At 59.7% G+C, this 24,136-nt stretch carries 22 protein-coding genes; 10 read left to right on the top strand and 12 right to left on the bottom strand.

Annotated elements, in window-relative coordinates; genetic code table 11:
• Positions 1 to 47 precede the first annotated feature (47 nt).
• Positions 48 to 680 carry a homoserine/homoserine lactone efflux protein gene (gene rhtB, locus GVL50_RS16930; RefSeq protein ID WP_053124937.1) on the top strand — a complete coding sequence of 211 codons (633 nt, stop codon included), beginning with the start codon at positions 48 to 50 and terminating at the stop codon, positions 678 to 680.
• A 198-nt stretch (positions 681 to 878) separates the two neighbouring features.
• Here rhtB and GVL50_RS16925 read toward each other — a convergent pair whose 3' ends face one another.
• From GVL50_RS16925 to GVL50_RS16905, 5 genes are all read right to left on the bottom strand, one after another.
• Positions 879 to 1,625, bottom strand: a complete 747-nt coding sequence (locus GVL50_RS16925) for a penicillin-binding protein activator LpoB (RefSeq protein WP_159814375.1) — start codon at positions 1,623 to 1,625, stop codon at positions 879 to 881.
• Between the two features lie 3 nt (positions 1,626 to 1,628).
• Entirely contained in the window at positions 1,629 to 2,216 is a 588-nt protein-coding gene (gene lpoB / locus GVL50_RS16920) for a penicillin-binding protein activator LpoB (RefSeq protein WP_016772610.1), read from the bottom strand.
• Positions 2,217 to 2,252: 36 nt separating this feature from the next.
• Positions 2,253 to 2,627 carry a YcfL family protein gene (locus tag GVL50_RS16915; protein WP_007911131.1) on the bottom strand — a complete coding sequence of 125 codons (375 nt, stop codon included), beginning with the start codon at positions 2,625 to 2,627 and terminating at the stop codon, positions 2,253 to 2,255.
• Between the two features lie 15 nt (positions 2,628 to 2,642).
• Positions 2,643 to 4,037 carry a COG3014 family protein gene (locus GVL50_RS16910; RefSeq protein WP_159814374.1) on the bottom strand — a complete coding sequence of 465 codons (1,395 nt, stop codon included), beginning with the start codon at positions 4,035 to 4,037 and terminating at the stop codon, positions 2,643 to 2,645.
• 195 nt (positions 4,038 to 4,232) lie between these two features.
• Complete coding sequence (locus tag GVL50_RS16905; protein WP_159814372.1) at positions 4,233 to 5,636, bottom strand: COG3014 family protein; 1,404 nt, start codon at positions 5,634 to 5,636, stop codon at positions 4,233 to 4,235.
• A 178-nt stretch (positions 5,637 to 5,814) separates the two neighbouring features.
• On the opposite strand from GVL50_RS16905, the gene GVL50_RS16900 reads away from it, so the two are divergent.
• Both GVL50_RS16900 and GVL50_RS16895 read left to right on the top strand, forming a co-directional pair.
• Entirely contained in the window at positions 5,815 to 7,713 is a 1,899-nt protein-coding gene (locus GVL50_RS16900) for an FTR1 family protein (protein ID WP_159814370.1), read from the top strand.
• A gap of 109 nt (positions 7,714 to 7,822) precedes the next feature.
• Complete coding sequence (locus GVL50_RS16895; protein ID WP_127930187.1) at positions 7,823 to 8,278, top strand: YaiI/YqxD family protein; 456 nt, start codon at positions 7,823 to 7,825, stop codon at positions 8,276 to 8,278.
• A gap of 131 nt (positions 8,279 to 8,409) precedes the next feature.
• Here GVL50_RS16895 and elbB read toward each other — a convergent pair whose 3' ends face one another.
• Entirely contained in the window at positions 8,410 to 9,078 is a 669-nt protein-coding gene (gene elbB, locus GVL50_RS16890) for an isoprenoid biosynthesis glyoxalase ElbB (RefSeq protein WP_008084520.1), read from the bottom strand.
• A gap of 115 nt (positions 9,079 to 9,193) precedes the next feature.
• Here elbB and GVL50_RS16885 point away from each other — a divergent pair, with 115 nt between their 5' ends.
• A complete protein-coding gene (locus tag GVL50_RS16885) occupies positions 9,194 to 10,429 on the top strand; it encodes a sterol desaturase family protein (protein WP_159814369.1) in 1,236 nt (411 codons plus the stop codon).
• On the opposite strand, the gene GVL50_RS16880 is transcribed toward GVL50_RS16885, so the two are convergent.
• Positions 10,410 to 11,078 carry a DedA family protein gene (locus GVL50_RS16880; protein WP_159814367.1) on the bottom strand — a complete coding sequence of 223 codons (669 nt, stop codon included), beginning with the start codon at positions 11,076 to 11,078 and terminating at the stop codon, positions 10,410 to 10,412. The two genes, GVL50_RS16885 and GVL50_RS16880, sit on opposite strands and share 20 nt — an antisense overlap.
• A 207-nt stretch (positions 11,079 to 11,285) precedes the next feature.
• Between GVL50_RS16880 and hemB the strand changes: the two genes are divergently transcribed.
• Together hemB and ppk1 are read left to right on the top strand one after the other, a co-directional pair.
• On the top strand, positions 11,286 to 12,299 hold the full coding sequence (gene hemB / locus GVL50_RS16875; protein ID WP_159814365.1) for a porphobilinogen synthase: 1,014 nt from the start codon (positions 11,286 to 11,288) through the stop codon (positions 12,297 to 12,299).
• Between the two features lie 18 nt (positions 12,300 to 12,317).
• Positions 12,318 to 14,543: a polyphosphate kinase 1 gene (gene ppk1 / locus GVL50_RS16870; RefSeq protein ID WP_159814363.1), complete on the top strand. Its 2,226-nt coding sequence runs from the start codon at positions 12,318 to 12,320 to the stop codon at positions 14,541 to 14,543.
• Between the two features lie 195 nt (positions 14,544 to 14,738).
• Here the strand turns inward: ppk1 and ppx are convergent, their stop codons facing one another.
• Complete coding sequence (gene ppx / locus GVL50_RS16865) at positions 14,739 to 16,241, bottom strand: exopolyphosphatase (RefSeq protein ID WP_159814361.1); 1,503 nt, start codon at positions 16,239 to 16,241, stop codon at positions 14,739 to 14,741.
• A 449-nt stretch (positions 16,242 to 16,690) separates the two neighbouring features.
• On the opposite strand from ppx, the gene GVL50_RS16860 reads away from it, so the two are divergent.
• The 4 genes from GVL50_RS16860 to GVL50_RS16845 all read left to right on the top strand — a co-directional run bounded on the left by GVL50_RS16860 (position 16,691) and on the right by GVL50_RS16845 (position 21,048).
• Positions 16,691 to 17,326, top strand: coding sequence for a DUF1120 domain-containing protein (locus tag GVL50_RS16860; protein ID WP_159814359.1), 636 nt, complete (start codon positions 16,691 to 16,693; stop codon positions 17,324 to 17,326).
• A gap of 112 nt (positions 17,327 to 17,438) precedes the next feature.
• Complete coding sequence (locus GVL50_RS16855; RefSeq protein WP_256671876.1) at positions 17,439 to 18,158, top strand: fimbria/pilus chaperone family protein; 720 nt, start codon at positions 17,439 to 17,441, stop codon at positions 18,156 to 18,158.
• Between the two features lie 3 nt (positions 18,159 to 18,161).
• The gene (locus GVL50_RS16850) at positions 18,162 to 20,543 is read left to right on the top strand and encodes a fimbria/pilus outer membrane usher protein (protein ID WP_159814357.1); all 2,382 of its coding nucleotides are present in this window, start codon (positions 18,162 to 18,164) and stop codon (positions 20,541 to 20,543) included.
• Positions 20,533 to 21,048, top strand: coding sequence for a hypothetical protein (locus GVL50_RS16845; RefSeq protein WP_159814355.1), 516 nt, complete (start codon positions 20,533 to 20,535; stop codon positions 21,046 to 21,048). Before GVL50_RS16850 ends, GVL50_RS16845 begins: the two co-directional genes overlap by 11 nt.
• 4 nt (positions 21,049 to 21,052) lie before the next feature.
• Here GVL50_RS16845 and GVL50_RS16840 read toward each other — a convergent pair whose 3' ends face one another.
• The 4 genes from GVL50_RS16840 to GVL50_RS16825 are packed head-to-tail and all read right to left on the bottom strand — an operon-like array spanning position 21,053 to position 23,905.
• Positions 21,053 to 21,790, bottom strand: coding sequence for an amino acid ABC transporter ATP-binding protein (locus GVL50_RS16840; RefSeq protein ID WP_159814353.1), 738 nt, complete (start codon positions 21,788 to 21,790; stop codon positions 21,053 to 21,055).
• On the bottom strand, positions 21,777 to 22,427 hold the full coding sequence (locus GVL50_RS16835) for an amino acid ABC transporter permease (protein WP_159814351.1): 651 nt from the start codon (positions 22,425 to 22,427) through the stop codon (positions 21,777 to 21,779). Before GVL50_RS16835 ends, GVL50_RS16840 begins: the two co-directional genes overlap by 14 nt.
• Entirely contained in the window at positions 22,424 to 23,098 is a 675-nt protein-coding gene (locus GVL50_RS16830) for an amino acid ABC transporter permease (protein WP_159814349.1), read from the bottom strand. The genes GVL50_RS16835 and GVL50_RS16830 overlap by 4 nt, the downstream gene beginning before the upstream one ends.
• Positions 23,099 to 23,119: 21 nt before the next feature.
• Positions 23,120 to 23,905, bottom strand: a complete 786-nt coding sequence (locus GVL50_RS16825) for a transporter substrate-binding domain-containing protein (protein ID WP_159814347.1) — start codon at positions 23,903 to 23,905, stop codon at positions 23,120 to 23,122.
• Positions 23,906 to 24,136: the final 231 nt, after the last annotated feature.

Here is a 24,136-nt window from a genome sequence, read left to right as displayed (position 1 = left end):
ACCGCATTAGCTTTGACAACTTGTTACAGCATGAGTCGAGGTGTGCGATGGAGCTTCAAACATGGCTGGCGTTTTTTGCCGCCTGCTGGGTGATCAGCCTTTCCCCGGGTGCTGGCGCCATTGCGTCGATGTCCAGCGGTCTGCAATACGGTTTCTGGCGTGGTTACTGGAACGCGCTCGGCCTGCAAATCGGTCTGGCCGTGCAGATCGCGATTGTCGGCGCCGGTGTGGGTGCGATCCTGACTGCTTCGGCCACAGCCTTCCACGCGATCAAATGGTTTGGTGTCGCTTACCTCGTGTATCTGGCGATCAAGCAATGGCGCGCGCAGCCCATGGACATGAGCGATGACGCAGCGGTGCGGCCGATCGGCAAGCCGCTGGCATTGGTGTTCCGAGGCTTTCTGGTGAACATCAGCAACCCCAAGGCCCTGGTGTTCATGCTCGCGGTGCTGCCGCAGTTCATCAATCCGCATGCGCCGCTGCTGATTCAATACGTGGTGATTGGCGTGACGATGGTCTGTGTCGACCTGATCGTGATGGCGGGTTACACCGGTCTGGCCTCGAAGGTGCTGCGCCTGTTGCGCACACCGCAGCAGCAGAAACGCATGAACCGCACGTTTGCCGGGCTGTTCATCGGCGCGGCAGCGTTTATGGCGACGCTGCGCAAAGCAGCCGCCTGAACCTCACAGATACACAAATGTGGTGAGGGGATTTATCCCCGATGGGCTGCGCAGCGGTCCCTTCTTTTAAGATCAAGAGGGGGCCCGCTTCGCGAGCCATCGGGGATAAATCCCCTCACCACAAAGTCCACAGCACAAGAGTCCTCAGCAGAAAAGTCCCCAGCACAAAGTTCACAGCACATTTGTGCAGGCCTGCAATCAGCGCAAGATCACCGGCGCAGTATCACGCGGCAAATTGTTGCGCTGCGGCGCCTCACGCGGCTGTTCATAACCGTTGCCACCACCGAGCTGCATGCTCAGTTGCCCGGCCACGTCCTCACCCAGCGCTTTCGACACATCACGCACCACCCGTGGGCGGTTCAGCGAGATCTTGATGTCGCGGTGGTTCACCAGTTTGGTGTCCTGCGCTTCGCCCATCGCCGTGAAGGCCGAAGTGATCTCGAAGGTCTTGGTATTGATCAGGCTGAAATCCGCCACCAGCGTCAGGCCCAGCACCGCCGAATAGCTGTCGGTGTTCGCCAGTTCGTTGATGTCCTGGGTGAAGTCGATGTCCGACACGGTACCGAACAGCACGTAGTCGGCGCCCTTGAAGTTGCCGGCCTTGATCCGCTTGATCACGTCGTAGACGTCACCCTTGGACGACGCGGTGTACGGCGTGCCCTGCACCAGTTGGAACATGCCGGTACGCAGAATTTCACCCTTGATGTCACCGGTGAATTTACGCAGCTCGCCTTGTTCGATGTAGCTGGTGCTCGCTTCGATCTCGTTGTAGCTCGAAGAACCGCTGGCGCTGTAGTAACCCTCGCGATGGCTGCTCTGCGCCGAAACGATGTGTATGTATTGCTCCACACGCTCCTGATACGCCAGATCCGTTACCGCAACTTTCGGGGCCGCTTGCACGCTGAACGCGCAAGCCAGGGCCATCATGCCAATCCATGCGCGCATCAATTAACGCTCCGTGGTTTTGCGAATCTCTTTTTCGTCCATCCACTCGGCCAGACCGCTTTCAACGTCGATCAATTGCAGGCTGAATTTGTAGAAGACGTCCTTGTAGTCGCTGCTGCGCTTGACGATCGAGCTGATCGAACCTTCGATGCGGTACTTGGCGGCAACCATGTTGCCAGTCTTGGCCACGGTGCTCTTCTTGTACAGACCGCTCTGGTTTTGCAGCTTGAGCTGGTCAACCTGGCTCTGCATCGCATTGTTGTCGCTGGCGAAACGCGCAACGCCGGTCTTCATCAACTGAGTCTTGATGCTGGTGGTGATTTCGCGGGTGTCGATGTACTCGCTGGTCTTGTTCTTGACGTCGTAGACCTGAACCACCGGACGGCCCTGCAGGATGCCGGACTGGGCCAACGAGCGGGTCATCGATTCGGCGATCATTTGCAGGTCGGTCGAACCGAATTCGTTGGTCACGGTTTCAACCGCTTTGGTGTCGCCGTAGCTGATGTTCTTGCTGCCCAGGGTCGGCGAAGTATTGGCGCAACCGGAGGCCAGCAGGGCGATGACGGCGATGCAGGAAAAGCGTGCAAACATGGGAGTGCTCTCTAAATCAGGAATAGGGTGGCGGGCTTACGGCGTCTTGATTTCCAGACGGAAGTCCACGGCTTTCGGGGTCGGGGCGATGCCCTGAATGAAGCTGGTCTGGGCGCCGTACATCATTTGGCTTTTCCAGACTTCTTCTTCGGCGATCGGGAAACCTTCCGCACCGAGCCAGGCGAAGCGGTAGTAGAAAATCTTGTTGCTGTTGAGGGTGTTGCTCAACTGCACATTAACCGTCATGAAACCGTTTTCGCGGGCGACGCGCATGGCGCCGACGACGATGTGTTTCTGCGGGCCCATGGCCACGACTTTGCTCGCGGCGCTGCCCGGCTCAGGCGGTGGCGGGGTGGCGCAGCCGCTGGCGAGCAAGGCGAGGGCGGCGACGGCGATGAGTTTGAAGCGCATGCAAAGACTCCGTTCTTAAGGTTGTTTGAGGCTGGCGACGTTGGTCGCGCTGGCGCTCGGCATCACGTGGGCGGCGATACCGCCGGCGAACACCTGATTGCCGACGGCGCGCAGGCTGATCACTTGATAACGCTGATCGATGGTGACCTTGACCACCGAGCCGCCGACGGCGCTCGGCAGGGTGACCTGATGCTCACCTTTCTTCAAGCGCAGACGCACCACCTGGGTGTTGTCTGGCAGGGTGCGCCACGTACGGGTATCGGCACCTTCGAGCACAGCTGAAGAAATACCCACGGCGAGACCGGCCAGCGGGCTGGTTTCGTTGAGTTTCTTTTGCGCCACACCTTTGGTGATCGCGCGCACGGTGGTGCGGACGATGATGCCCGGCATGTCATCACGCAGGGCGCGGCGGGACATGGCGGTGGTGCTGTTGAGTGCGGTCAGATTCACTTGCTGACCGTCGACGCCGATCTGCGCAAAAGTCGCAGTGGAGGTGTCCGCTTTGATGATCGGGAACGACAGCGGGGTGATCACCACGTTGTTGGCAATCGGCAATGGCAGCGGAATGCGGATCGAATCACGCGCCGGTGCCAGACCGCTTTGCACCACGATCAGGATGTCGCTGTCATCGGACTTCGACGGCTTGTCGAGGTCGATCAGCGCTTGTTCCAGCAGTGGCGTGTTCGGGCGCAGTTCGGCGGCTTTGCGGTAGCCCGGCGCGGCGAGGTCTTTTTCGCCCAGCGCTTCGTAAACGTAGCCGGCCAGGTAGTGGCTGAACGCACTCTGATAGCTGTTTTTCAGGCCGACCACTTCCGGCGCGTCGAGGCTGGCGACCGGGTAACCCTGCAGGTCTTTGTACTGCGTCTTGACGCCTTCTTTCTCGGCCTCTTCTTCGCTCTTGAGGTATTCCTTGTCGCGCAGGTCGGCGATCACCGCTTCACGTTCGTGAGTCTTTTTGATCGCGGTGCGGGCGCCGTCGAAATCGTTGACCGCCAACAGGTTCAGGGCCATCTGCGTGGTCAGCATGACTTTTTCGTAGTCGTAGCCTTCGTAGCGACGCACCTTGTCGTTGACGATGAAGCTGCCGAACTGGGCCAGGTACTTGCCGGTATCGAGCTTGACCGAATCTTCCCACTGACCGACCACCACGTCGGCGCTGGTCCAGGCGTTCTGGCTGCCGGACAGGTCGCCCTTGGCGCGCAACAACTCACCTTTCTCGAAGTAATAGAGCAGGTCTTTGTCCGCGCTAGAGTTGTTCTTTTCCAGCAGGGTCAGCGCCGCGTCGACGTTGCCGGAGGCCAGTTGCTGGTTGGTCTGGGCCAGTTCCGAATCGTAATTGCGAAAGGCCGAACAGCCGGACAGCAGAGTGACGGCGCTGAGCGCGATCAGAGTGGGGGCGCGGAATGCCATGGGGTGACGTCTTCCCTGAGTGCAGATAAGTGCAGCCGCGTGTGCTGGTCGGGCTGTAGTGACCGATCGACAGTGGCGCTGGCCTCCTGCCAATTCCTCATAACCAGAGGAGCTTTAATGCCGTTTCGCCATAGCGAAGGCGCGGCATTATAAGCGCGGGATGATGGCCATGTGATAGCTTTTTAATTGCATGTGTCAGTCAGGTGCCATTACGGCCGCTGCCGGTGTTTCGGGGAACAGCCACGACGATCCGATGAAAAAGCCCTGATACAAAAAGACCCGTAGGCTCAATAGCTGGTGGCTTTGGTCGATGCGCACGGTCAGGCCGCCCTCCGCACCTTCGTAGGGAAAACGCACGCGGTGCAGGCCTTTTTTCAGGCGCAGCCGGGCGACCAGGGTTTTGTCCGGCAGGGTGCGCCAGGTGCGCGTGTCAGCCTCTTCGAAAGGGTCGGGATCGGTGACTACCAGCGAAGCCTTGGAAGGATCGCGCTCGTTCCTTTCCGCCTGGCCGATGGCGGCCATGTTGGCGCGGAACATCGCCCGCGAAATGATCTGCGGCATGTCATCGCGCAAGGTACGCATGGCCATGTCGGTGACGCTGTTGATCATCGTCAGTTTCTGCTGTTTCCCGTCGACGACGATATGCGTCAGGGGCGGTGTAAGGGTGTCGGGGAGCATCACCGGAAATGAGATCGGCGCAACAATCGTCAGGTTTTCGTTGAGGCGCACCGGAATCGGCACTTGCACCGAGCTGCGCGCCGGGGCGAAACCGCTCTGCACCAGGATCAGAACTTCGCTTTCATCATCGTCCGGTCCGGGCTTGTCGAGATTGCGCAACGCGCTTTCGAGGAAGGGCACGCCCGGCCGCAACTCGATCGCCTGACGATAACCCGGCGCCGCGAGCGTGCGTTCGCCCAAACCTTCATAGGTGAAACCGGCCAGATAATGGCTGAACGCACTTTGGTAACCGTTCTTCAGCTCGATGACCTGCGGAGCGTCGAGGACGGCGACCGGGTAGCCTTGCAGGTCTTTGTAATGCAGCTTGATCCCTTGCTGCTTGGCTTGCTCTTCAGCCTCTTCGTATTGCCGTTCGCGCTGGCGGGCAATCAGGGTTTCACGTTCGTGGGTTTTCTTGATGTCGGCGCGGGCCCCGTCGAAATCGTTGTCTGCCAATTGATTGAGGGCCATCTCGGTGGTCAGCATGACCTTTTCGTAGTCGTAGCCTTCGTAGCGCAGCAGCTTGTCATTGACCAGCATCGTGCCCATTTCATTGCCGAAACGGGTCAGCAGCTTCATGGGCGCGGAGGGCACGGCGTCTTCACGCTGGATAATCATCTGCTCAGCGGTGCGCCAGGCTTCCTGACTTTTTGGCAGGGCGGTGCCAGCGCTGAGAATCGCGCCTCGCTCCAGGTAATACAGCAGATCCTTGTCTTCCCACGGATTGTTGACCTTCAGCACGTACAGCGCTTCGTTGAGGTCGCCCTTGGCCATCTGGTTGATGGTTTGCTGCATTTCCTCATCGTAATTGCGGTAAGCGGCGCACCCGCTCAGTTGCACGATGGCGCTGAGCAGCAGGAAGAATGGCAGGCAATGGCGCATGGAGACAGGTTCTTCCTTGAACGGCAAAGGCTGGGAGGTGACGCATTATAGGGGCGGTTTGCGCCCGGAAGTGGTCATCGAATTCAGCGCTGAAACATATCAAACAGCGACAAAGCTTGAGGGAAATGGCGCCGGAGTGAACAATATGTAACTCCGTATTTCCCCTTGAGACTCCTTCATGACTGCCTCGTCCCGATTTCTGGCCTGGCTGCTGTTCCCTTTGTTTGCCTTGAGCAGCTTCAATCTGCTGGCCGATACCGTGGAAGGCGCGCCACAAGCGCTGCACCTGCTCGATTACATCAGCGCGGATTACCCGCCGACGGTCGAGGCGGGCACAGTTGTCGATGACGCCGAATACCGCGAGCAACTGGAATTCACCCAAGCGCTGCAAGGCTTGATCGCCGACATGCCGGCCAAGCCTGAAAAGGCTGCGTTGGAGCAGGGCGTCGCCGCGTTGCGTGCGGCCATCACCGCGAAGCAGGACGGCGCGGAAGTGGCCCGTCAGGCGCGGCAACTGGGCGCGAAACTGGCCGTGGCGTATGAAGTCAGTCAGGCGCCGATCATCACCCCGGATCCGACCCGTGGCGCGCCGTTGTATGCGCAGAACTGCTCGGTGTGTCACGGCGATACCGGCCTCGGCGATGGCCCGGCGGGTGTCGGCATGTCGCCGGCGCCGGCCAATCTGCGTGAGGCGGCGCGGATGGATCACCTGAGTCTGTACGCGATTTACAGCACCCTCGGCCAAGGCGTCGAAGGCACCGACATGCCAGCGTTCGCCGATCAGCTCGACGATCGCCAGCGTTGGGATCTGGCCACTTACATCGCCGGTTTCAGTGCTGATGCAGCGGCCGCTCAATCCGAGAAAACCTACAACATCGCCGATCTGGCGCGCCAGACCCCGGCCGAAGTGCAGGGCGCTGAAGGCCCGCAAGCGGCGGCGACTTTCCGTGCGCAGCGAGCGCAACCGCCGCAGGTCAAACGCGGCCCGGCGCAGTTGCTCGACTACACCGCAGCGACGCTGGACAAGAGTCTGGCGGCGTACCGCGCCGGTGAACACGATCAGGCTTACGACCTGTCAGTGGCGGCGTATCTGGAAGGTTTCGAGCTGGTTGAGAGTTCGCTGGATAACGTCGACGCCAACGTACGCAAGGACACTGAAAAATCGCTGATGGCTTACCGTCAGTCGTTGCAGGACGGTTTGCCGGTCGCACAGGCCGAGCAGCGTCTGGACGCGGCCAAGGCCAAGTTGAAAGAGTCTGCCGGGTTGCTCGGCAGCGATGGTTTGAGCTGGTCGCTGAGCTACATCTCCGGTTTGCTGATTCTGCTGCGCGAAGGCCTGGAAGCGATTCTGGTACTGGCGGCGATTCTGGCGTTCCTGCGCAACACCGGCCAGCAGTCGGCGGTGCGCAGCGTCAACGTCGGTTGGGGCTTGGCGCTGCTGGCCGGCCTCGGCACCTGGGCGTTGGCGGCTTACGTGATCGATGTCAGCGGTTCGCAGCGTGAATTGCTCGAGGGCGCGACGGCGCTGTTCGCCAGCGTCATGGTCTTGTGGCTGGGCGTGTGGATGCACGATCGTCGCCACGCCGCAGCCTGGCAGGATTACATCAAGAGCAGTCTGGTCGGCGGTGGCGGGCGGTTTGGTTTTGCGATCCTTGCGTTCTTCTCGGTGTATCGCGAGTTGTTTGAAGTGATCCTGTTCTACGAAACCCTGTGGTTGCAGGCCGGCCCCGCCGGGCATGACGCGGTACTCGCCGGTGGTGCGACGGCGCTGGTGCTGCTGGTCGGTCTGGCGTGGGTGATCCTGCGCGGTTCGGCGAAACTGCCGCTGACGTTGTTCTTCAGCATCAACGCGGCGCTGCTCTGCGCGCTGTCGGTGGTGTTTGCCGGGCATGGCGTCAAGGCGTTGCAGGAAGCCGGAATCTTCGGCACGCGGCCGGTGGCGTTCTTTGAGTTTGACTGGCTGGGGATTCATGCCGATGCGTATTCGTTGACGGCGCAAGCGGTGGCGATTCTGGCGATTGTTGTGTTGTATGGGCGTAGTTGGGTGGCTGAGAAGAAGCGGATTTCGGCTGCTTGATTGGGTGATCCCTTAAAAGATCGCAGCCTTCGGCAGCTCCTACATAGGTTCGTGTATACCTGTAGGAGCTGCCGCAGGCTGCGATCTTTTGCTTTATGAGGTAAACAAAATGCGTGTATGGATCGATGCCGACGCCTGCCCACGGGCGGCGAAGGATCTGGTGGTGAAGTTTGCGCTCAAGCGCCAGTACGAAGTGGTGCTGGTGGCCGGGCAGCCGCAGATCAAGCCGGGGCTGGCCATCGTCAAACTGATCGTGGTGCCGAGCGGGCCGGATGCGGCGGATGATTATCTGGTCGAGCACGCGGTGCCTGGCGAACTGGTGATTTGCAGCGATATCCCGCTGGCCGATCGGCTGGTGAAGAAGGGCGTGGCGGCGCTGGATCCGCGCGGCAAGGAATTTGATGCGCAGAACATGGGCGAGCGATTGGCGGTGCGCAACCTGTTCACCGATCTGCGCGAACAAGGCCAGATGAGCGGCGGCCCGGCACCGTTTGGCGATCGCGAGAAGCAGGCGTTTGCCAATGCGCTGGACCGGATTCTCACCCGACTGACCCGTAAACCCTGAGCCCAACACAAATCCCCCTGTGGGAGCGGGCTTGCTCGCGAAAGAGGTGTGTCATTCAACTTGATGTTGGCTGATACGACGCCTTCGCGAGCAAGCCCGCTCCCACATTTGGTTTTGTGTGTTGTCTTGGATCAAGCGTCGTTTTCGTGGGTCAGTTCGAGCACGCGGTCGACCAGTTTGTTGATCCCCGAAGCCGCCTCGCTGATGTTCTGCGCCAGCATATAAGCCGGGGTCGTCACCAGTTTGCGCGCCTTGTCTTCGATGATCTCGGTCACTGCGCAATCTTCATGCGTCGCGCCCATCTTGTTCATCGCCGTGGCGGTGTCGGCGTCATTGCCGATGGTGCAGGTCACGCCCGGACCGTAGATCTTCGCCGCGAGTGCCGGCGAAATGCACATCAAACCCACTGGTTTGCCTGCTTCGGCAAACGCCTCGGCCAGCGCCAGTACTTCAGGCTGTACGCTGCAGCCAGCGCCTTCGACAGCAAAGTTCGACAGGTTCTTCGCCGCACCAAAACCGCCGGGCACGATCAGCGCATCGAAGTCATCGACGTCAGCCTCGCGGATGTCCTTGATGTTGCCTCGGGCAATCCGTGCCGACTCGACCAGCACGTTGCGGGTCTCGGGCATTTCTTCGCCGGTCAGGTGGTTGATCACATGCAATTGCGCGATGTTCGGGGCGAAGCACTGTACCTGCGCGCCGCGTTGATCAAGGCGCAGCAGGGTGATGACGCTTTCATGGATCTCGGCGCCGTCGTACACGCCACTGCCGGACAGGATCACTGCAACTTTTTTGCTCATGGGTTTCTCTCCAGATTCATGGCGCTAAATGTCCACTAAATTGTCGCGCGTTGCCATAGGGTAAACAGGCGGCTACACCTAGGATCTGTTCATACGATTGCGAGCAGGGCGCGTCATGGACTTGATTCTGTATGCGGTGCCGTTTTTCCTCGTGTTGATTGCGCTCGAACTGATCGCCGACCGCTGGCGCGGGGTGAGCAATTATCGCCTCGCCGATGCGGTGAACAGCATCAGCACCGGCGTGTTGTCGACCACCACCGGGCTGCTGACCAAAGGTGTCGGGCTGTTGACCTACGCCTTCGCCCTCGAGCATCTGGCGCTGTTCAAACTGCCAGCGAACAGCGTTTGGGTCTGGATGCTGGCCTTCGTCTTCTACGATTTCTGTTACTACTGGCTGCACCGCATGGGCCATGAACGCAACATCTTCTGGGCCGCGCATTCGGTGCATCACCAGAGCGAGGAATACAACCTCTCTACTGCGCTGCGCCAGACCAGCACCGGGTTTCTGCTCGGCTGGATTTTCTACCTGCCGATGGCGGTGCTCGGCGTGCCGTTGCTGGTGTTCGTCAGCGTCGCGGCGCTGAACCTGCTCTATCAATTCTGGGTCCACACCCAACACATTCCCAAGCTCGGCTGGTTCGAGTGGTTCTTCGTTACGCCGTCCAATCATCGGGCCCACCATGCACAGAACGCTCTCTACATGGATCGCAACTACGGCGGAGTGTTCATTCTTTGGGATCGTCTGTTCGGCACGTTTCAGGAAGAGGACGACAACGAGCCGGTGATTTTCGGCGTGACCACGCCGCTGGCGAGCTGGAATCCGTTGTGGGCCAACCTGCAGTTTTATGCGCAATTGTGGGACGACGCGCGTCGGGCCGAGCGCAAGTGGGACAAGCTGCGCATCTGGTTTATGCGCACCGGCTGGCGCCCGGCGGACGTCGCGGCGAAGTACCCGATGAGCAAGCCGGATCTGGCGCAGTTTCGCAAATTCGAGGTGCCGCTTGAGCGTCGCCAGCAATGCTACGTGGCGCTGCAGTTTTGCGTGTACATCGCGCTGGGCAGTTATCTGATGAATCTGGAGCGCAGCCTGCCGACCGCCGCGTTGTTAATCGGCTGGGGCGCGGTGGCGTTCGGGGTGTTTGCGTTGGGCGTGAGCCTGGAGAATCGCCCGTGGGCGTTGAAGGTCGAGCTGTTGCGGCTGGGGTTGAACGTGCCGCTGGTGGGGCTGGCGCCGCTGGTTGGATTGTGGCCGGCCAGCCCGATGATCTGGGCTGGTTTGCTCGGGTACAGCCTGCTCAGCGGCATCGGGCTGTATAGCTGCCGTCAGCGCGTTACTCGGCTGGCGGTTTAGGTTCGGCGGACTTGGCTGGCTCGGCGAGTTGCAGTTGCTCAGCCTTGGCAGCTTGTTCGGCTTTTGCAATTTGCTCGTCTTCGTAAATCTTCTTCGCCAGACGCGCATTCTTGAAGCGGCGGCGCAGCCACAGGCCAACACCGAGCACCAGCAAGGCGCCAAGCACCCACAGCTCGTATTTCTTGATGCTGCCGAGCATGCCTTCCAGCACCGCGCCGAAGTGGTACGCCGCAGCGGCCAGCGCCGTGGCCCAGATCGCCGCGCCAATGCCGTTCAGCAGCAGGTAGCGTCCCGGCGGATAACCCGACAGGCCGATCGCCACCGGCATCACCGTGCGCAAGCCATAAACAAAGCGGAAGCTCAGCACCCAGATGTCCGGGTGCTTGCGAATGTGTTCCAGCGCGCGGTCACCCATCATCTGCCAGCGCGGTTTGCGCGCGAGCAATTTGCGCCCGTGCTTGCGCCCCATGAAGTACCACAGCTGATCACCGGCATAGCTGCCGAAGAACGCCACGACCACCACCAGGTTTATGTCCATGTATCCACGGAACGCGAGGAAGCCTGCGAGCACCAGGATGGTTTCGCCTTCGAAGAACGTGCCAAGAAACAAGGCAAAGTAGCCGAAGTCATGCAGAAATTGTTGGAGCATTGTCTGGGTGCTGGCGAAATGAACGCGCAGCCTAACCCTTCGGACACATTCATGAAAGTGTCCAAATGTGTCTCGACGTGAACAATTCCTACAATAAGAATGGAATCCGGCTACGTGCCACAGGCCTCACACAACTGTAATCTGTTCGTCATAATGGCCGTCTATAACTGTCACGCTCGCCCGTTTGCGCGGGCTCAGGAGTCCGCCGTGAGCTTTACCCCTGCCAACCGTCTGTTCCCCGCCACTCGCTTGCGTCGCAACCGCCGCGATGATTTTTCGCGTCGGCTGGTAAGGGAAAACGTACTGACGGTTGATGATCTGATCCTGCCGGTGTTCGTGCTCGACGGTGAGAACCGTCGCGAAGCCGTGGCCTCGATGCCCGGCGTAGAGCGCCTGAGCATCGACCTGTTGCTGGAAGAAGCCGCCAAGTGGGTCGAACTGGGGATTCCGGCGCTGGCGCTGTTTCCGGTCACGCCTCCTGAATTGAAATCCCTCGACGCCGCTGAAGCGTGGAACCCTGAAGGCATCGCCCAGCGCGCCACTCGCGCCTTGCGTGAGCGCTTTCCGGAACTCGGTGTGATCACTGACGTGGCGCTCGACCCGTTCACCACCCACGGTCAGGACGGCATTCTCGACGAAGAAGGCTACGTGCAGAACGACATCACCGTCGACGCACTGGTGCGTCAGGCGTTGTCCCATGCCGAAGCTGGCGCACAGGTGGTGGCGCCGTCGGACATGATGGACGGTCGCATTCAGGCGATTCGCGAAGCGCTGGAAATCGCCGGCCACGTCAATGTGCGGATCATGGCCTATTCGGCCAAGTACGCCAGCGCCTACTACGGCCCGTTCCGCGATGCCGTGGGTTCAGCTTCGAATCTCGGCAAGGCCAACAAAGCCTCTTATCAGATGGATCCGGCCAACAGCGACGAAGCGCTGCACGAAGTCGGTGCGGACTTGTCTGAAGGCGCGGACATGGTCATGGTCAAACCGGGCATGCCGTATCTGGACATTCTTTTCCGGGTAAAAGATGCCTTCAAAGTGCCGACCTTCGTCTATCAGGTTAGTGGCGAATACGCCATGCACATGGCGGCGATCCAGAATGGCTGGTTGAGCGAGGCGGTGATTCTCGAATCACTGACCGCCTTTAAACGTGCCGGCGCTGATGGCATCCTGACTTACTTTGCTGTCCGTGCCGCTCAATTGTTACGAGAGCAGAAATAGCCCTCCCAGGAACATTCGATGAATACCGAAGGACTCACTGAAGTTGCAGTAAAAGAAGCTCAGCCGGTGGTGGAGCAGATCACCGAGACCCCGCCGGAACTGGAGCCAGCGCCACCCGCGCCGGTGGCCGAAACCGCTGTGGCGGTGCCGGCGATCGCCATTCCCGGTCTGGATGACAGCAGCCTGTACATCCACCGCGAGCTCTCGCAACTGCAATTCAATATCCGCGTGCTGGAACAGGCGCTGGACGAGTCCTATCCGTTGCTGGAACGTTTGAAGTTCCTGCTGATCTTCTCCAGCAATCTCGACGAATTCTTTGAAATCCGTGTCGCCGGCCTGAAGAAGCAAATCACCTTTGCCCGTGAGCAGGCCGGTGCCGATGGCCTGCAACCGCATCAAGCGCTGGCGCGGATCAGCGAGCTGGTGCACGGTCATGTTGACCGTCAGTACGCGATCCTCAACGACATCCTGCTGCCGGAGCTGGAAAAGCATCAGGTGCGCTTCATCCGTCGCCGCAACTGGACGGTCAAGCTCAAGACCTGGGTGCGCCGCTATTTCCGCGACGAGATCGCGCCGATCATCACCCCGATCGGCCTCGACCCGACGCACCCGTTCCCGTTGCTGGTGAACAAGAGCCTCAACTTCATCGTCGAGCTGGAAGGCATCGACGCCTTCGGTCGCGATTCCGGTCTGGCGATCATCCCGGCACCGCGTCTGTTGCCACGGATCATCAAGGTGCCGGAAGAAGTCGGCGGCCCCGGCGACAACTATGTGTTCCTGTCGTCGATGATCCACGCCCACGCCGATGACCTGTTCCAAGGCATGAAGGTTAAGGGTTGCTACCAGTTCCGCCTGACCCGAAACGCCGACCTGGCGCTCGACTCCGAAGACGTCGAAGACCTGGCCCGCGCGCTGCGTGGCGAATTGTTCTCGCGTCGTTACGGTGATGCGGTGCGTCTGGAAGTCGCCGACACCTGCCCGAAACACCTCTCGGATTACCTGCTCAAGCAGTTCAACCTGAGCGAGAGCGAGCTGTATCAGGTCAATGGCCCGGTCAACCTGACGCGGCTGTTCAGCATCACCGGTCTGGACAGTCATCCAGAGCTGCAGTACACGCCGTTCACCCCGCAGATCCCGAAACTGCTGCAGAACAGCGAAAACATTTTCAGCGTGGTCAGCAAGCAGGACATCCTGTTGCTGCACCCGTTCGAGTCGTTCACCCCGGTGGTCGACCTGCTGCGCCAAGCCGCGAAAGATCCGCACGTACTTGCTGTACGGCAGACGTTGTACCGCTCCGGCGCCAACTCCGAGATTGTCGATGCGCTGGTCGATGCCGCGCGTAACGGCAAGGAAGTCACGGCGGTCATCGAGTTGCGTGCGCGCTTCGACGAAGAATCCAACCTGCAACTGGCCAGCCGTCTGCAAGCGGCCGGTGCGGTGGTGATCTACGGCGTGGTCGGTTTCAAGACCCACGCCAAGATGATGCTGATCCTGCGTCGCGAGGCCGGCGAAATTGTGCGTTACGCGCACCTCGGCACCGGCAACTACCACGCCGGCAACGCCAAGCTGTACACCGACTACAGCCTGCTGACTTCCGACGACGCCTTGTGCGAAGACGTCGGCAAACTGTTCAGCCAGTTGATCGGCATGGGTAAAACCCTGCGCATGAAGAAGCTGCTGCATGCGCCGTTCACGCTGAAGAAGGGCATGCTCGACATGATTGCCCGCGAGACCCAGTTCGCCGTCGAAGGCAAACCGGCGCACATCATCGCCAAGTTCAACTCGCTGACCGATCCGAAGATCATCCGCGCGCTGTACAAGGCCAGCCAGTCCGGTGTGCGCATCGATCTGGTGGTGCGCGGCATGTGCTGCCTGCGTCCGGGGATTGCCGGGGTTTCGCACAACATTCATGTGCGCTCGATCATCGGTCGCTTCCTGGAACACACGCGGGTGTTCTACTTCCTCAACGGCGGCGACGAACAGATGTTCCTCTCCAGCGCCGACTGGATGGAGCGCAACCTCGACAAACGCGTCGAGACTTGCTTCCCGGTGGAAGGCAAAAAGCTGCTGACCCGGGTGAAGAAAGAGCTGGAGCTGTATTTGACTGACAACACTCATAGCTGGAGTTTGCAGTCGGATGGTCGTTACATCCGCAACACGCCGACGGGTAATCAGAACCCGAGGAGTGCGCAGGCGACGTTGCTGGAGCGGTTGGGTAGCCCGATTTTGCCGGTGAGCAGCTAGGGCCAAAGGCAAGAGCCCCTCATCTCAAACCAAACCCAATAAAAAAGGCGATCCCCGCGGATCGCCTTTTTCATACCTGTCATCCACACACCTGTAGGAGCTGCCGAAGGCTGCGATCTTTTGACGTTGATCGTAAAAAAACAGATCAAAAGATCGCAGCCTTCGGCAGCTCCTACAGTGGAGATTTTCGGTGTCTCAGTGGACGGTGAGGACGATGCCCACTCGCGTCAGCCAATCGGCTTCGAGGCCAAAATCTGCCTGAGTCAGCTGATTTTCATCCAGCCAGTTCTCCGGGAATTCCACGTCCAGGGTGTCGCCCTTGGCATGCAACACCACCTGCGGCATCGCCTGTGTGCCACGGATGTGGTGGAACAGAATCGCGAAACGCAGCAGCACGCACAGGCGAATCAGCTTGGCGCCGTCGTCACCGAAGTCGGCGAATTTGTCTTTGGGAATGTTACGGCGATGGCCGCGCACCAGCAGGGCGAGCATCTGTTGGTCTTCGCGGGAGAAACCGGCGAGGTCCGAGTGCTCAATCAAATAAGCGCCGTGCTTGTGGTAGTGGTAGTGCGCGATGTCGAGACCGACTTCGTGCACTTTCGCCGCCCAGCCGAGCAATTCGCGCCAGATGCCGTCGTCCAGCTCCCAATCCACGGCGACCTGATCGAACGCGTGCAAGGCTTTGCGTTCAACCCGTGCCGCTTGTTCCTGATCAACGTGATAGCGCTCCATCAGCGAAGTGAGGGTGCGTTCGCGCACGTCTTCGTGATGATGGCGACCGAGCAGGTCATACAGCACACCTTCACGCAGAGCGCCTTCGCAGTGATCCATGCGTTGCAGTTCAAGCGCATCAAAAATTGCTTCGAGAATCGCCAGACCCGCCGGGAAAATCGCCCGGCGATCAGGCTTGATGCCTTCAAAATCGATCTTGTCGGCATCTCCCAGTTTGAACAGACGACGCTTGAGCCACGCCAGCCCCTCGGCATTCACTTCGCCGGTGCCATGCCCGCCAGCCTTCAACGCGAGGCCGATGGCGCGGATGGTGCCCGAGGAGCCGATGGCTTCATCCCAGGTCAGGCGATGCAGGGCGTGTTCGATGCTCATGATCTCCAGCCGCGCCGCCGTGTATGCCTGGGCGTAACGGGCCGGGGTGATCTTGCCGTCCTTGAAATAGCGCTGGGTGAAGCTGACGCAGCCCATTTGCAGGCTTTCGCGCAGCAGCGGTTCGAAGCGCTGGCCGATGATGAACTCGGTACTGCCGCCACCGATGTCGGCGACCAGACGTTTGCCCGGGGTGTCGGCGAGGGTGTGCGACACACCGAGGTAAATGAGGCGGGCTTCTTCACGGCCGGAGATGACTTCCACCGGATGACCGAGGATTTCTTCGGCGCGGTGGATGAATTCGAGGCGGTTGCGCGCTTCACGCAAGGCGTTGGTGCCGACGATACGCACGGCACCGAGCGGCATACCGTTGATCAGTTGGGCAAAACGCTTGAGGCAATCGAGGCCTCGCTGCATCGATTCTTCGTTGAGCTTGCGCTCATCGTCGATGCCGGCGGCCAGTTGCACCTTCTCGCCGAGGCGCTCAAGGATGCGGATTTCGCCGTTCTGGGCCTTGGCCACGACCATGTGAAAGCTGTTGGAGCCCAGGTCGATTGCGGCGATCAGGGACAAATTCTTGGCTTTGGATTGCGGCATGGTCAGGGGGTCTCGGTCGATAACCTCGACATCGTGCCACGATCAACGGCTGCCGCCAACGCACAGAGATCAAGGTTGATGCTGTAGATGGCCGATCGGATGCTGATCCGGGAATAGTGATTGCTGTGTTAGTTGATACAAAGAGTGACTCTATAAGCGGAATGTTTTCCTACGGCATATAAAGCTTTTTACCTCGGTGCTGCAGAACTTTTTCGGCAAGTGTTAATAACTTCTTCCTTCGCCATGTAAGTGCAATTTCCTACTGGCTTTGACACCGTGTCTTCTTCTTATTCGTAGGCAATGTCCTCAGACTGTGTAAGTCGGGTATGAGTGCTGGCTGTAGCCGGCTCGTACTCTTTTTGCAGGGATGAAGGCTTCAACTGAATTGAAGTCAATAAGTGTCGGGTAGACAAACTATGAAAACAATAAGTGCTTTAATGGCGGCTGCAATGATTGCCAGCGTTTCTATCAATGCTCAGGCGGCTATTGATCTGCGGGTCAAGGGCACGATTGTGCCGGCCAGTTGTGTGCCGTTTCTGCAGGGCGGTGGCGTTGTCGATTACGGCAACATTGCGGCAGAGGATCTTAATCAGACCTCGTACACGGTGCTGGAAAAGAAAGAGATCGTCTTTAACATCAATTGCCGGGGCCAGACCAAGGTCGGACTCAAGGCGCAGGACGGCAAAGACTTCAGTCAGGTGCCGGGCATTCTGGCCAGCACGATCGGTGCGGATTACACCGACAACTACAACTACGGTCTGGGCGCGACTGCCAATGGCGAGCATATTGGCGGGTATGCGATCAACCTCAAACCGGACAGCTTCCTGTCCGCGAGCCAGCCAATCAGGCCGATTACTTCGGTGGACAATGGCAACAGCTGGCTGGCAACTGCCACCGGTGCGGTCGGTCAGGCAGATAACGTTGCGGCTTGGTCGCGGATGAGCGGACTGCTGGCGCCGGTGTCCTTCATCACCTTAACCGGTGTGCTGGAAGTTCAGGCGGTAATCAATAAGGCAGGGGAATTAACCATCGATAATGATGTGCCTCTGGATGGCCTGGCTACTTTCGAACTCAGCTATCTCTGATCGTCGTCAGCGCCGCCGGCATGTCACTGAGCAGTGATGTGCCGGAACATGCTGTTAAATAATTAACTGTCGTTGTTTTGTCGCGAGGCTGTGTTGCTCGTGAGGGTGTTCTGTGGCCAGAGTAATGGTTTTAATTAAAGTTATTCCAATTGTTTTCTTTGTTGCCGTGTTGGTCGCAAGTTTGTCGGTGCGCGCCGACGGCATGGTGCCAGAAACTACTGTGGTCATTCTTAATGAAGAGGATGGCGAAACAACCATCAATATAAAAAATACCGATGCGACGCCAGCCTTGTTGTACTCGTCGATCAAGAACCTCCCGGAAGATTCCGAGTTTCTCGCGTTGGTAACCCCGCCAATCACCCGGGTAGAAGCCTCGGACAAACAATTGGTGCGGGTGATCGGGCAGTTCTCCGAACCGCTGAAAACCCAGCGCCTTAAACGCATCATTTTCGAAGGCGTACCGCCGAGAAAACCCGCAGACACGGCATCCGTCGGCGTTACGATCCGGCAAAACCTGCCGCTGATCATTCATCCGCGTGGCCTGGCGAAAAATCCCACGCCGTGGACGCTGCTTGATTGGTCGCTGGTGGGCGATGTCCTGCAAGTGCGCAATGAAAGCCCCTACGTCGTACGGCTATCCCAAGAGGTCGTGCTGACCCCGCAGAATCACCTCGCGGATATTGGTCGAACCTACGTGCTGCCGGGCGAAGTCCTGCAGCGCAAGCTTGATAAACAGCCGCAATCGGCCACGGGAGTCACGTTTTACCCGGCAACGGTTTATGGCTTCACCGTCGACAGCTACGACGCTCGCCTCAATGTCCAAGGGCCTTGAAGCATGGCCAGCGGGGTTGCCCGAGCGGTGTGTCTGGCGGCGCTCGGTGTCTGTGAGCACGTACTCGCTGCGCAATCCCGGACGGTGGAGTTCGACACCGATGTACTCGGCAGTCGCGGCATCGACCCGGCCATGGCCGAGTATTTTCGGCTGGCTCCGCGTTTTAGCGAGGGCCGGCGCGTGGTGACACTGTTCGTCAATGGCCGTCAGCAGGGCTGGGCCGAGGCGCAGTTCGATACCGCCGGTGAGCTATGTTTTACCCAAAGCCTGTTGGACAAGGCTGGATTGCGCAGCGTCGATAAAAGCATCACCGACAGCCAGGGTTGTCTCGCTTTCCAGGCGCATTACCCACAGACACAAGTGACTTTGCGGCCGAATCAACAAGAAGTGCTTCTGCTGGTGCCAACCCATGCGCTGGCCGATGTGGCGCAAACGACCACGAATTTCACCCGTGGCGGCACCGCCGGGATGTTCAGCTACGACTTGTTGGGACTGGATAACTCGTCGTCGACCGGCAGCAGTCGCTACATCTCGGCCTCCACTCTGGCCGGTTTCAACACGGCGGACTGGATCGTACGCAGTCGTCAGCAGTGGAATTCCGGGCAGCAGACTGGCGGCGTCGAACACCTCTACAGCTATGCCCAGCGCGATCTGCAACGGCTGGATTCAACGTTGCAATTGGGCCAGATCAACACCAGCAGTCCACTGTTTGCCGGTGTGCCCATCACTGGCGCGCAGCTTTTTCCAGCCCAGAGCGCTGTGCGGCCAAGCGAATCCAGCGCCGCTGTCGATGGCATCGCCAACAGCCCATCGCGCATCGAAGTTCGCCAGTCCGGAGCGCTGATCTACAGCACATGGGTGCCACCAGGGCCGTTCAGCCTGAACGGTTTTGCTTTGCTCAACGGCAGCGATGATCTACAGGTGAAGGTCATTGGTGAGGACGGCGCGACAAGGGAGTTTGCGGTACCAGTCTCGGCGTTCCATCAAATCACTCAGGCCCGACCCGGCTATCACCTGGCGGTGGGTACCCTGCGTTCGCGAGCGGATGAACAGATCGACAATCAAACCGTCGCCACGCTCAGCGGCAGTTGGGGTTTGGGGCCAACGTCGCTGCTAAGCAGCGGCCTGATGACAACGCCAAATTATCAGGCGAGCGGCTGGGGCATCGATACCCGTCTGTTTCAGCACGCTGACCTGCGTTGGCGCACAGTTTTAGCCCGGCAGGCCGACACCGATTCGCAGGGAGTGCAGCAGAGCCTCTCTATATCGAGCGCATTTTTCGAACGGGCCAGTTTCGGCCTCAGCGCCACACTGCGCAGCGAGCAGTACCGCGACGTACTCGATAACCAGGCCTACAGCGCCGATCAATTACAGCAGCGCTTCGCCAATCAATTCAGCGCGACGCTAGGTTGGGCGGATCCGCAGTGGGGCGGGTTCAGCGCTGCAATCAGCCGCAGCGCCTTGCACAACGGTGAGCACCGGCAACGCTTGAGCGGTTCGTGGGGCAAGGGATTCAAGCACGCCAGCGTGTCGTTCAACATCGAAGCCGAATCGAACGCGACGGCAATGCACCTGAGCATCGGCATTCCCCTCGGCGGCTCGCGCCAGTTGCGCACCTATGCCAGCCACCGCGATACGCAAACAACGCTGGGCTCGGCGCTGAGCGAGCAAGTCAACGACACGGTGAGTTATCGCTTGGGCGTCGACGGCATCGGCGAGGCGCGCGGTTCGCGGCTGAACGCCAGCGTCGGCCTGCTTCCGCGCTATGCCCAAGTCGGGCTTGGCGTGAACCGCGACGCGGCGAGCAACAGTTACATGGGCCAGCTCAAGGGCGGCATCGCTGTGCACGAGGACGGCGTGACGTTTTCCCCTTATGCCATTCAAGACACCTTCGGCATCGCTTCCGTGGGAAATCTTTCGGGGGTGCAGTTAACGACGCCGTCAGGCCCGGTGTGGACGGATGGCGACGGCCGCGCGGTGCTTCCCGGGCTGTCGGCGTACAGCCAAAGCCGCGTGCAAGTGATGACTCGAACGTTGCCGCGCCGGGTCGATCTGATCAATGGTTTCAAAGAAGTGCAGGCCGGACGCGGCTCATTCAATACGCTGGATTTCGAAGTGATCAGCGTGCGTCGGGTGCTAATGCAAATTGTCGATGAGCAAGGAATGCCCATCAGCCGAGGCGCGTCGGTTTTGACGGAGCAGGGGCAGTTGCTCGGTTCAGTCGTTGAGGGCGGCAAAGCGTTTTTGAGTGATGTGCAGGGCGCGCAGACGTTGCACGTTCAGCTCGCCAACAACCGCCGCTGCGAGCTGCAACTGGAACCGCCGCCCGACACTCACAGCGATCAATTGTATGAAGCCATGGAGGGCGTTTGCCATGCGCGCTAAATCAGCCGTCGCGCTAGTCATCTACCTGCTAATGACACCGATTTTCGCCGCTGACTGCGAATCACGATTGAGCCAGTCCGAAGTTGATTACGGCCAATTACATCGCGGCGCATTCCCCGACCAACCCCTCGGCCAACATTGGGTAAATCTGGACACTCACCGACTCACCTTGACGGTGATCTGCCAGACGCCAACGCCAATCAAACTGCGCTTCAACGGCACCAGCGCGGGCCCGAATGTTTTCCGGTTAGGCCAACAGGGCCAATTCAGCCTGCGCATCAGCGACGCGGTAATAGACGGCAGCGCGGCGATGCTGACCCGCGATACCGACCCCCAGCCACGCGCGGAACAGTTATTCGATGCGGCGCAAACCATTCAATCGCCGCGCGCCCGACATTTCACCGCGCAGATCGACGTTCAGGCGCAGCTGGACACCCGCCAGTTGCAGATCCACGACGAAACCCTGTTCGAAGCCGCCGGCACATTCGAGTTGCTGCACGACTGAATGCTCAGCCCGCGTGCTCCACCGTGCCGATAAAGTTGGCCAGTTCCGCCGTCTGCGGATTGGCAAACAACAGCTTCGGATCGCCCACTTCATGCACCTTGCCGTGGTGCATGAATACCAGTTTGTCGCCGACTTCGCGGGCAAAGCGCATCTCGTGAGTGACCATGATCAGCGTCATGCCTTCCTTGGCCAATTGCCGAACGACGCTGAGCACTTCGTTGACCAGTTCCGGATCGAGTGCAGAAGTAATCTCATCACAGAGCAAGACCTTCGGCGACATCGCCAATGCCCGGGCAATCGCCACGCGCTGCTGTTGGCCGCCGGACAGTCGATCCGGAAAGGCATCAAATTTTTCCCCGAGGCCCACGCGTTCGAGCATCTCTCTCGCCAGTTCCGCCGCTTTGGCTTTCGGCACTTTCTGCACCACTTGCGGCGCGAGCATCACGTTCTCACCGACGGTCAGGTGCGGGAACAGATTGAACTGCTGAAAGACCATGCCGACTTTCTGCCGCAGGCTGCGCAGGTCGGCGCGGGCGGCGTCGAGGTATTCGCCGTCGACTTCGATCACGCCGTCGTTGATCGATTCCAGACCATTAAGCGTGCGCAGCAGGGTGGATTTGCCCGAGCCGCTGCGGCCGATGATCGCCACCACCTGGCCTTCTTCGACGCTGAGGTCGATGCCTTTGAGCACGTGGTGATCGCCGTAGTATTTATGCAGGGCGGAAATTCTAAGCAGAGGCATGCAGTCTCCTTTCCAGGTAGCGCGCACTGAGGGACAAGGGGTAGCAGAGCAGGAAATAGCCGAGGGCGACGAGGCCGTAGACCATGAACGGTTCAAACGTGGCGTTGGCGAGCATGCCGCCGGTCTTGGTCAATTCGGTGAAGCCGATGATCGAAGTCACGGCGGTGCCTTTGACCACTTGCACCGAGAAACCCACAGTCGGCGCCACGGCAATGCGCAGCGCTTGCGGCAGGATCACGTAGCGCAGTTGCTCCAAAGGATTGAGCGCGAGACTCGCCGAGGCTTCCCACTGGCCATGCGCGATCGACTCGACGCAACCGCGCCAGATCTCCGCCAGATAGGCGCTGGTGAACAAGGTCAGGGCAATCGCTGCGGCCATCCACGGCGAGATTTCGATCCCGGCCAGGGCCACGCCGAAGAACACCAGAAACAACTGCATCAACAGCGGCGTGCCCTGGAACAGTTCGATCCAAGTGCGGGCGATGTTGCTCGATAGAGGGTTTTTCGAGATGCGCATGATCAGGATCAGCAGCCCGACGAGGCCGCCGCCGATAAACGCCACCAGCGACAATGCCAGCGTCCATTGCAGGCCGATCAGCAGGTTGCGCAGGATGTCCCAGAAGGTGAAATCGCTCATGCGCGGCCCCCGTTTCGGCTGATGTAACGACGGCCGATCCAGTTGAGTAACTGGCGAATCAGCAGCGCCATGCACAGGTAGATCAACGTGGTCAGCGCATAGGTTTCAAAGGCGCGGAAGTTGCGCGATTGAATGAAGTTGGCAGCGAAGCTCAACTCTTCGGTGGCGATCTGCGAACACACCGCCGAACCGAGCATGACAATGATGATCTGGCTGCTTAGCGCCGGCCAGACCTTGCCCAGCGCCGGCAGCAGCACCACATGGCGGAACGCTTCAAAACGCGTCATCGCCAGAGCCGCTGCGGCTTCCAGCTGCCCGCGCGGAATCGCCTGAATGCCGGCGCGGATGATCTCGGTCGAATAGGCACCGAGGTTGATCACCATCGCCAGCACCGCCGCTTGCCACTCGGAAATCTGCACGCCCAACGACGGCAGGCCGAAGAAGATGAAGAACAACTGCACCAGAAACGGCGTATTGCGGATCAACTCGACGTAGACGCCAAAGATTGCCGAGAACGGGCGGATGTTCCACGCCCGCACCAACGCCCCGACAATGCCCACGCCAACCCCGAGCAGCGCGCCGATGGCCGTCAGCTCAAGGGTGAACAGCGCGCCGCGCAGCAGCAGGTCGGTGTTTTGCACCACCGGCATGAAATCGAACTGATAAGCCATGAAGGTCTCCCGCGCAGTCGATCAGAGATCGGCCGGCAGCGGCTCTTTCAGCCAGGTCTGCGAATTCTTTTCCAGGGCGCCGTCAGCCTTGGCGCTGGTCAGGATGTCGTTGACCTTGGCCAGCAGTGCCGCTTCGTTCTTGTTCACGCCAACGTAAACCGGCGAATCCTTGAGTTTCACTTTCAGCGCCGGCACGCGTTTCGGGTTCTTTTCGCTGATCGCGACCATCACCACGTTGCCGCTGGCGATCAGGTCGACCTGCCCGGCGAGGTAAGCGGCGATGGTCGAGTTGTTGTCTTCGAAGCGCTTGATGGTCACGCCTTCGGAGGCGACCTTGGTCAATTCGATGTCTTCGATGGCGCCACGGGTGACGCTGATGGTCTTGCCCTTAAGGTCGTCGAGGTTGTTGATCGCAGCGTCTGGCGGGCCGAACACCGCGAGGTAGAACGGTGCGTAGGCGCGGGAGAAGTCGATGACTTTCTCGCGCTCGGCGTTTTTGCCGAGGCTGGAAATCACCAGATCGACTTTGCCGGTGGTGAGAAACGGGATGCGGTTGGTGCTGTTGACCGGGGTCAGCTCGAGTTTGACCTTGAGCTGGTCGGCCAGCAGTTTTGCCGTGTCGATGTCGAGGCCGCGAGGTTTCATGTCCGGGCCGACCGAGCCGAAGGGCGGGAAGTCTTGCGGCACGGCAACTTTCAGCGTGCCGCGTTTGACCACGTCATCGAGACCGTCGGCGTGAGCAGGTATCTGGCTGAGCAGCAGGCTGGAAAACAGGGCGGCGAGGAGGGCGCTGTAACGCTTGGTCATGGACAATCTCCGGATCGGCGGGAAGTGATTTCTGCGATCGGACAGAGCATGCGCCGTGCCAATACGTGGCTGTCGTCGCGGCAGGCCGCGGTTTCAGCGGCTTTGTTCGGTCTTACTGGTCTGAACAGTCAGGTTGTTTTTCGCACTGCCATGGCGCATCGGCCGCGATCACCGAACCCCGCTGGGGCATGACTTGCCGGACTCGGCGAATAGCTTTACAACTAGCCGCAC

The organism is Pseudomonas sp. 18058, assembly GCF_902706155.1.
GTDB lineage: Bacteria > Pseudomonadota > Gammaproteobacteria > Pseudomonadales > Pseudomonadaceae > Aquipseudomonas > Aquipseudomonas rustica.
Note: the sequence above shows the minus strand (reverse complement) of the source record. Positions and strands in the feature narration are given on the sequence as shown.

Bases quoted from the DNA above. Each gene is read 5' to 3' on its own strand.
- rhtB (WP_053124937.1), top strand. From the start codon at position 48: ATGGAGCTTCAAACATGGCTGGCGTTTTTTGCCGCCTGCTGGGTGATC.
- GVL50_RS16925 (WP_159814375.1), bottom strand. From the start codon at position 1,625: ATGCGCGCATGGATTGGCATGATGGCCCTGGCTTGCGCGTTCAGCGTG.
- lpoB (WP_016772610.1), bottom strand. From the start codon at position 2,216: ATGTTTGCACGCTTTTCCTGCATCGCCGTCATCGCCCTGCTGGCCTCC.
- GVL50_RS16915 (WP_007911131.1), bottom strand. From the start codon at position 2,627: ATGCGCTTCAAACTCATCGCCGTCGCCGCCCTCGCCTTGCTCGCCAGC.
- GVL50_RS16910 (WP_159814374.1), bottom strand. From the start codon at position 4,037: ATGGCATTCCGCGCCCCCACTCTGATCGCGCTCAGCGCCGTCACTCTG.
- GVL50_RS16905 (WP_159814372.1), bottom strand. From the start codon at position 5,636: ATGCGCCATTGCCTGCCATTCTTCCTGCTGCTCAGCGCCATCGTGCAA.
- GVL50_RS16900 (WP_159814370.1), top strand. From the start codon at position 5,815: ATGACTGCCTCGTCCCGATTTCTGGCCTGGCTGCTGTTCCCTTTGTTT.
- GVL50_RS16895 (WP_127930187.1), top strand. From the start codon at position 7,823: ATGCGTGTATGGATCGATGCCGACGCCTGCCCACGGGCGGCGAAGGAT.
- elbB (WP_008084520.1), bottom strand. From the start codon at position 9,078: ATGAGCAAAAAAGTTGCAGTGATCCTGTCCGGCAGTGGCGTGTACGAC.
- GVL50_RS16885 (WP_159814369.1), top strand. From the start codon at position 9,194: ATGGACTTGATTCTGTATGCGGTGCCGTTTTTCCTCGTGTTGATTGCG.
- GVL50_RS16880 (WP_159814367.1), bottom strand. From the start codon at position 11,078: ATGCTCCAACAATTTCTGCATGACTTCGGCTACTTTGCCTTGTTTCTT.
- ppk1 (WP_159814363.1), top strand. From the start codon at position 12,318: ATGAATACCGAAGGACTCACTGAAGTTGCAGTAAAAGAAGCTCAGCCG.
- ppx (WP_159814361.1), bottom strand. From the start codon at position 16,241: ATGCCGCAATCCAAAGCCAAGAATTTGTCCCTGATCGCCGCAATCGAC.
- GVL50_RS16860 (WP_159814359.1), top strand. From the start codon at position 16,691: ATGATTGCCAGCGTTTCTATCAATGCTCAGGCGGCTATTGATCTGCGG.
- GVL50_RS16850 (WP_159814357.1), top strand. From the start codon at position 18,162: ATGGCCAGCGGGGTTGCCCGAGCGGTGTGTCTGGCGGCGCTCGGTGTC.
- GVL50_RS16845 (WP_159814355.1), top strand. From the start codon at position 20,533: ATGCGCGCTAAATCAGCCGTCGCGCTAGTCATCTACCTGCTAATGACA.
- GVL50_RS16840 (WP_159814353.1), bottom strand. From the start codon at position 21,790: ATGCCTCTGCTTAGAATTTCCGCCCTGCATAAATACTACGGCGATCAC.
- GVL50_RS16835 (WP_159814351.1), bottom strand. From the start codon at position 22,427: ATGAGCGATTTCACCTTCTGGGACATCCTGCGCAACCTGCTGATCGGC.
- GVL50_RS16830 (WP_159814349.1), bottom strand. From the start codon at position 23,098: ATGGCTTATCAGTTCGATTTCATGCCGGTGGTGCAAAACACCGACCTG.
- GVL50_RS16825 (WP_159814347.1), bottom strand. From the start codon at position 23,905: ATGACCAAGCGTTACAGCGCCCTCCTCGCCGCCCTGTTTTCCAGCCTG.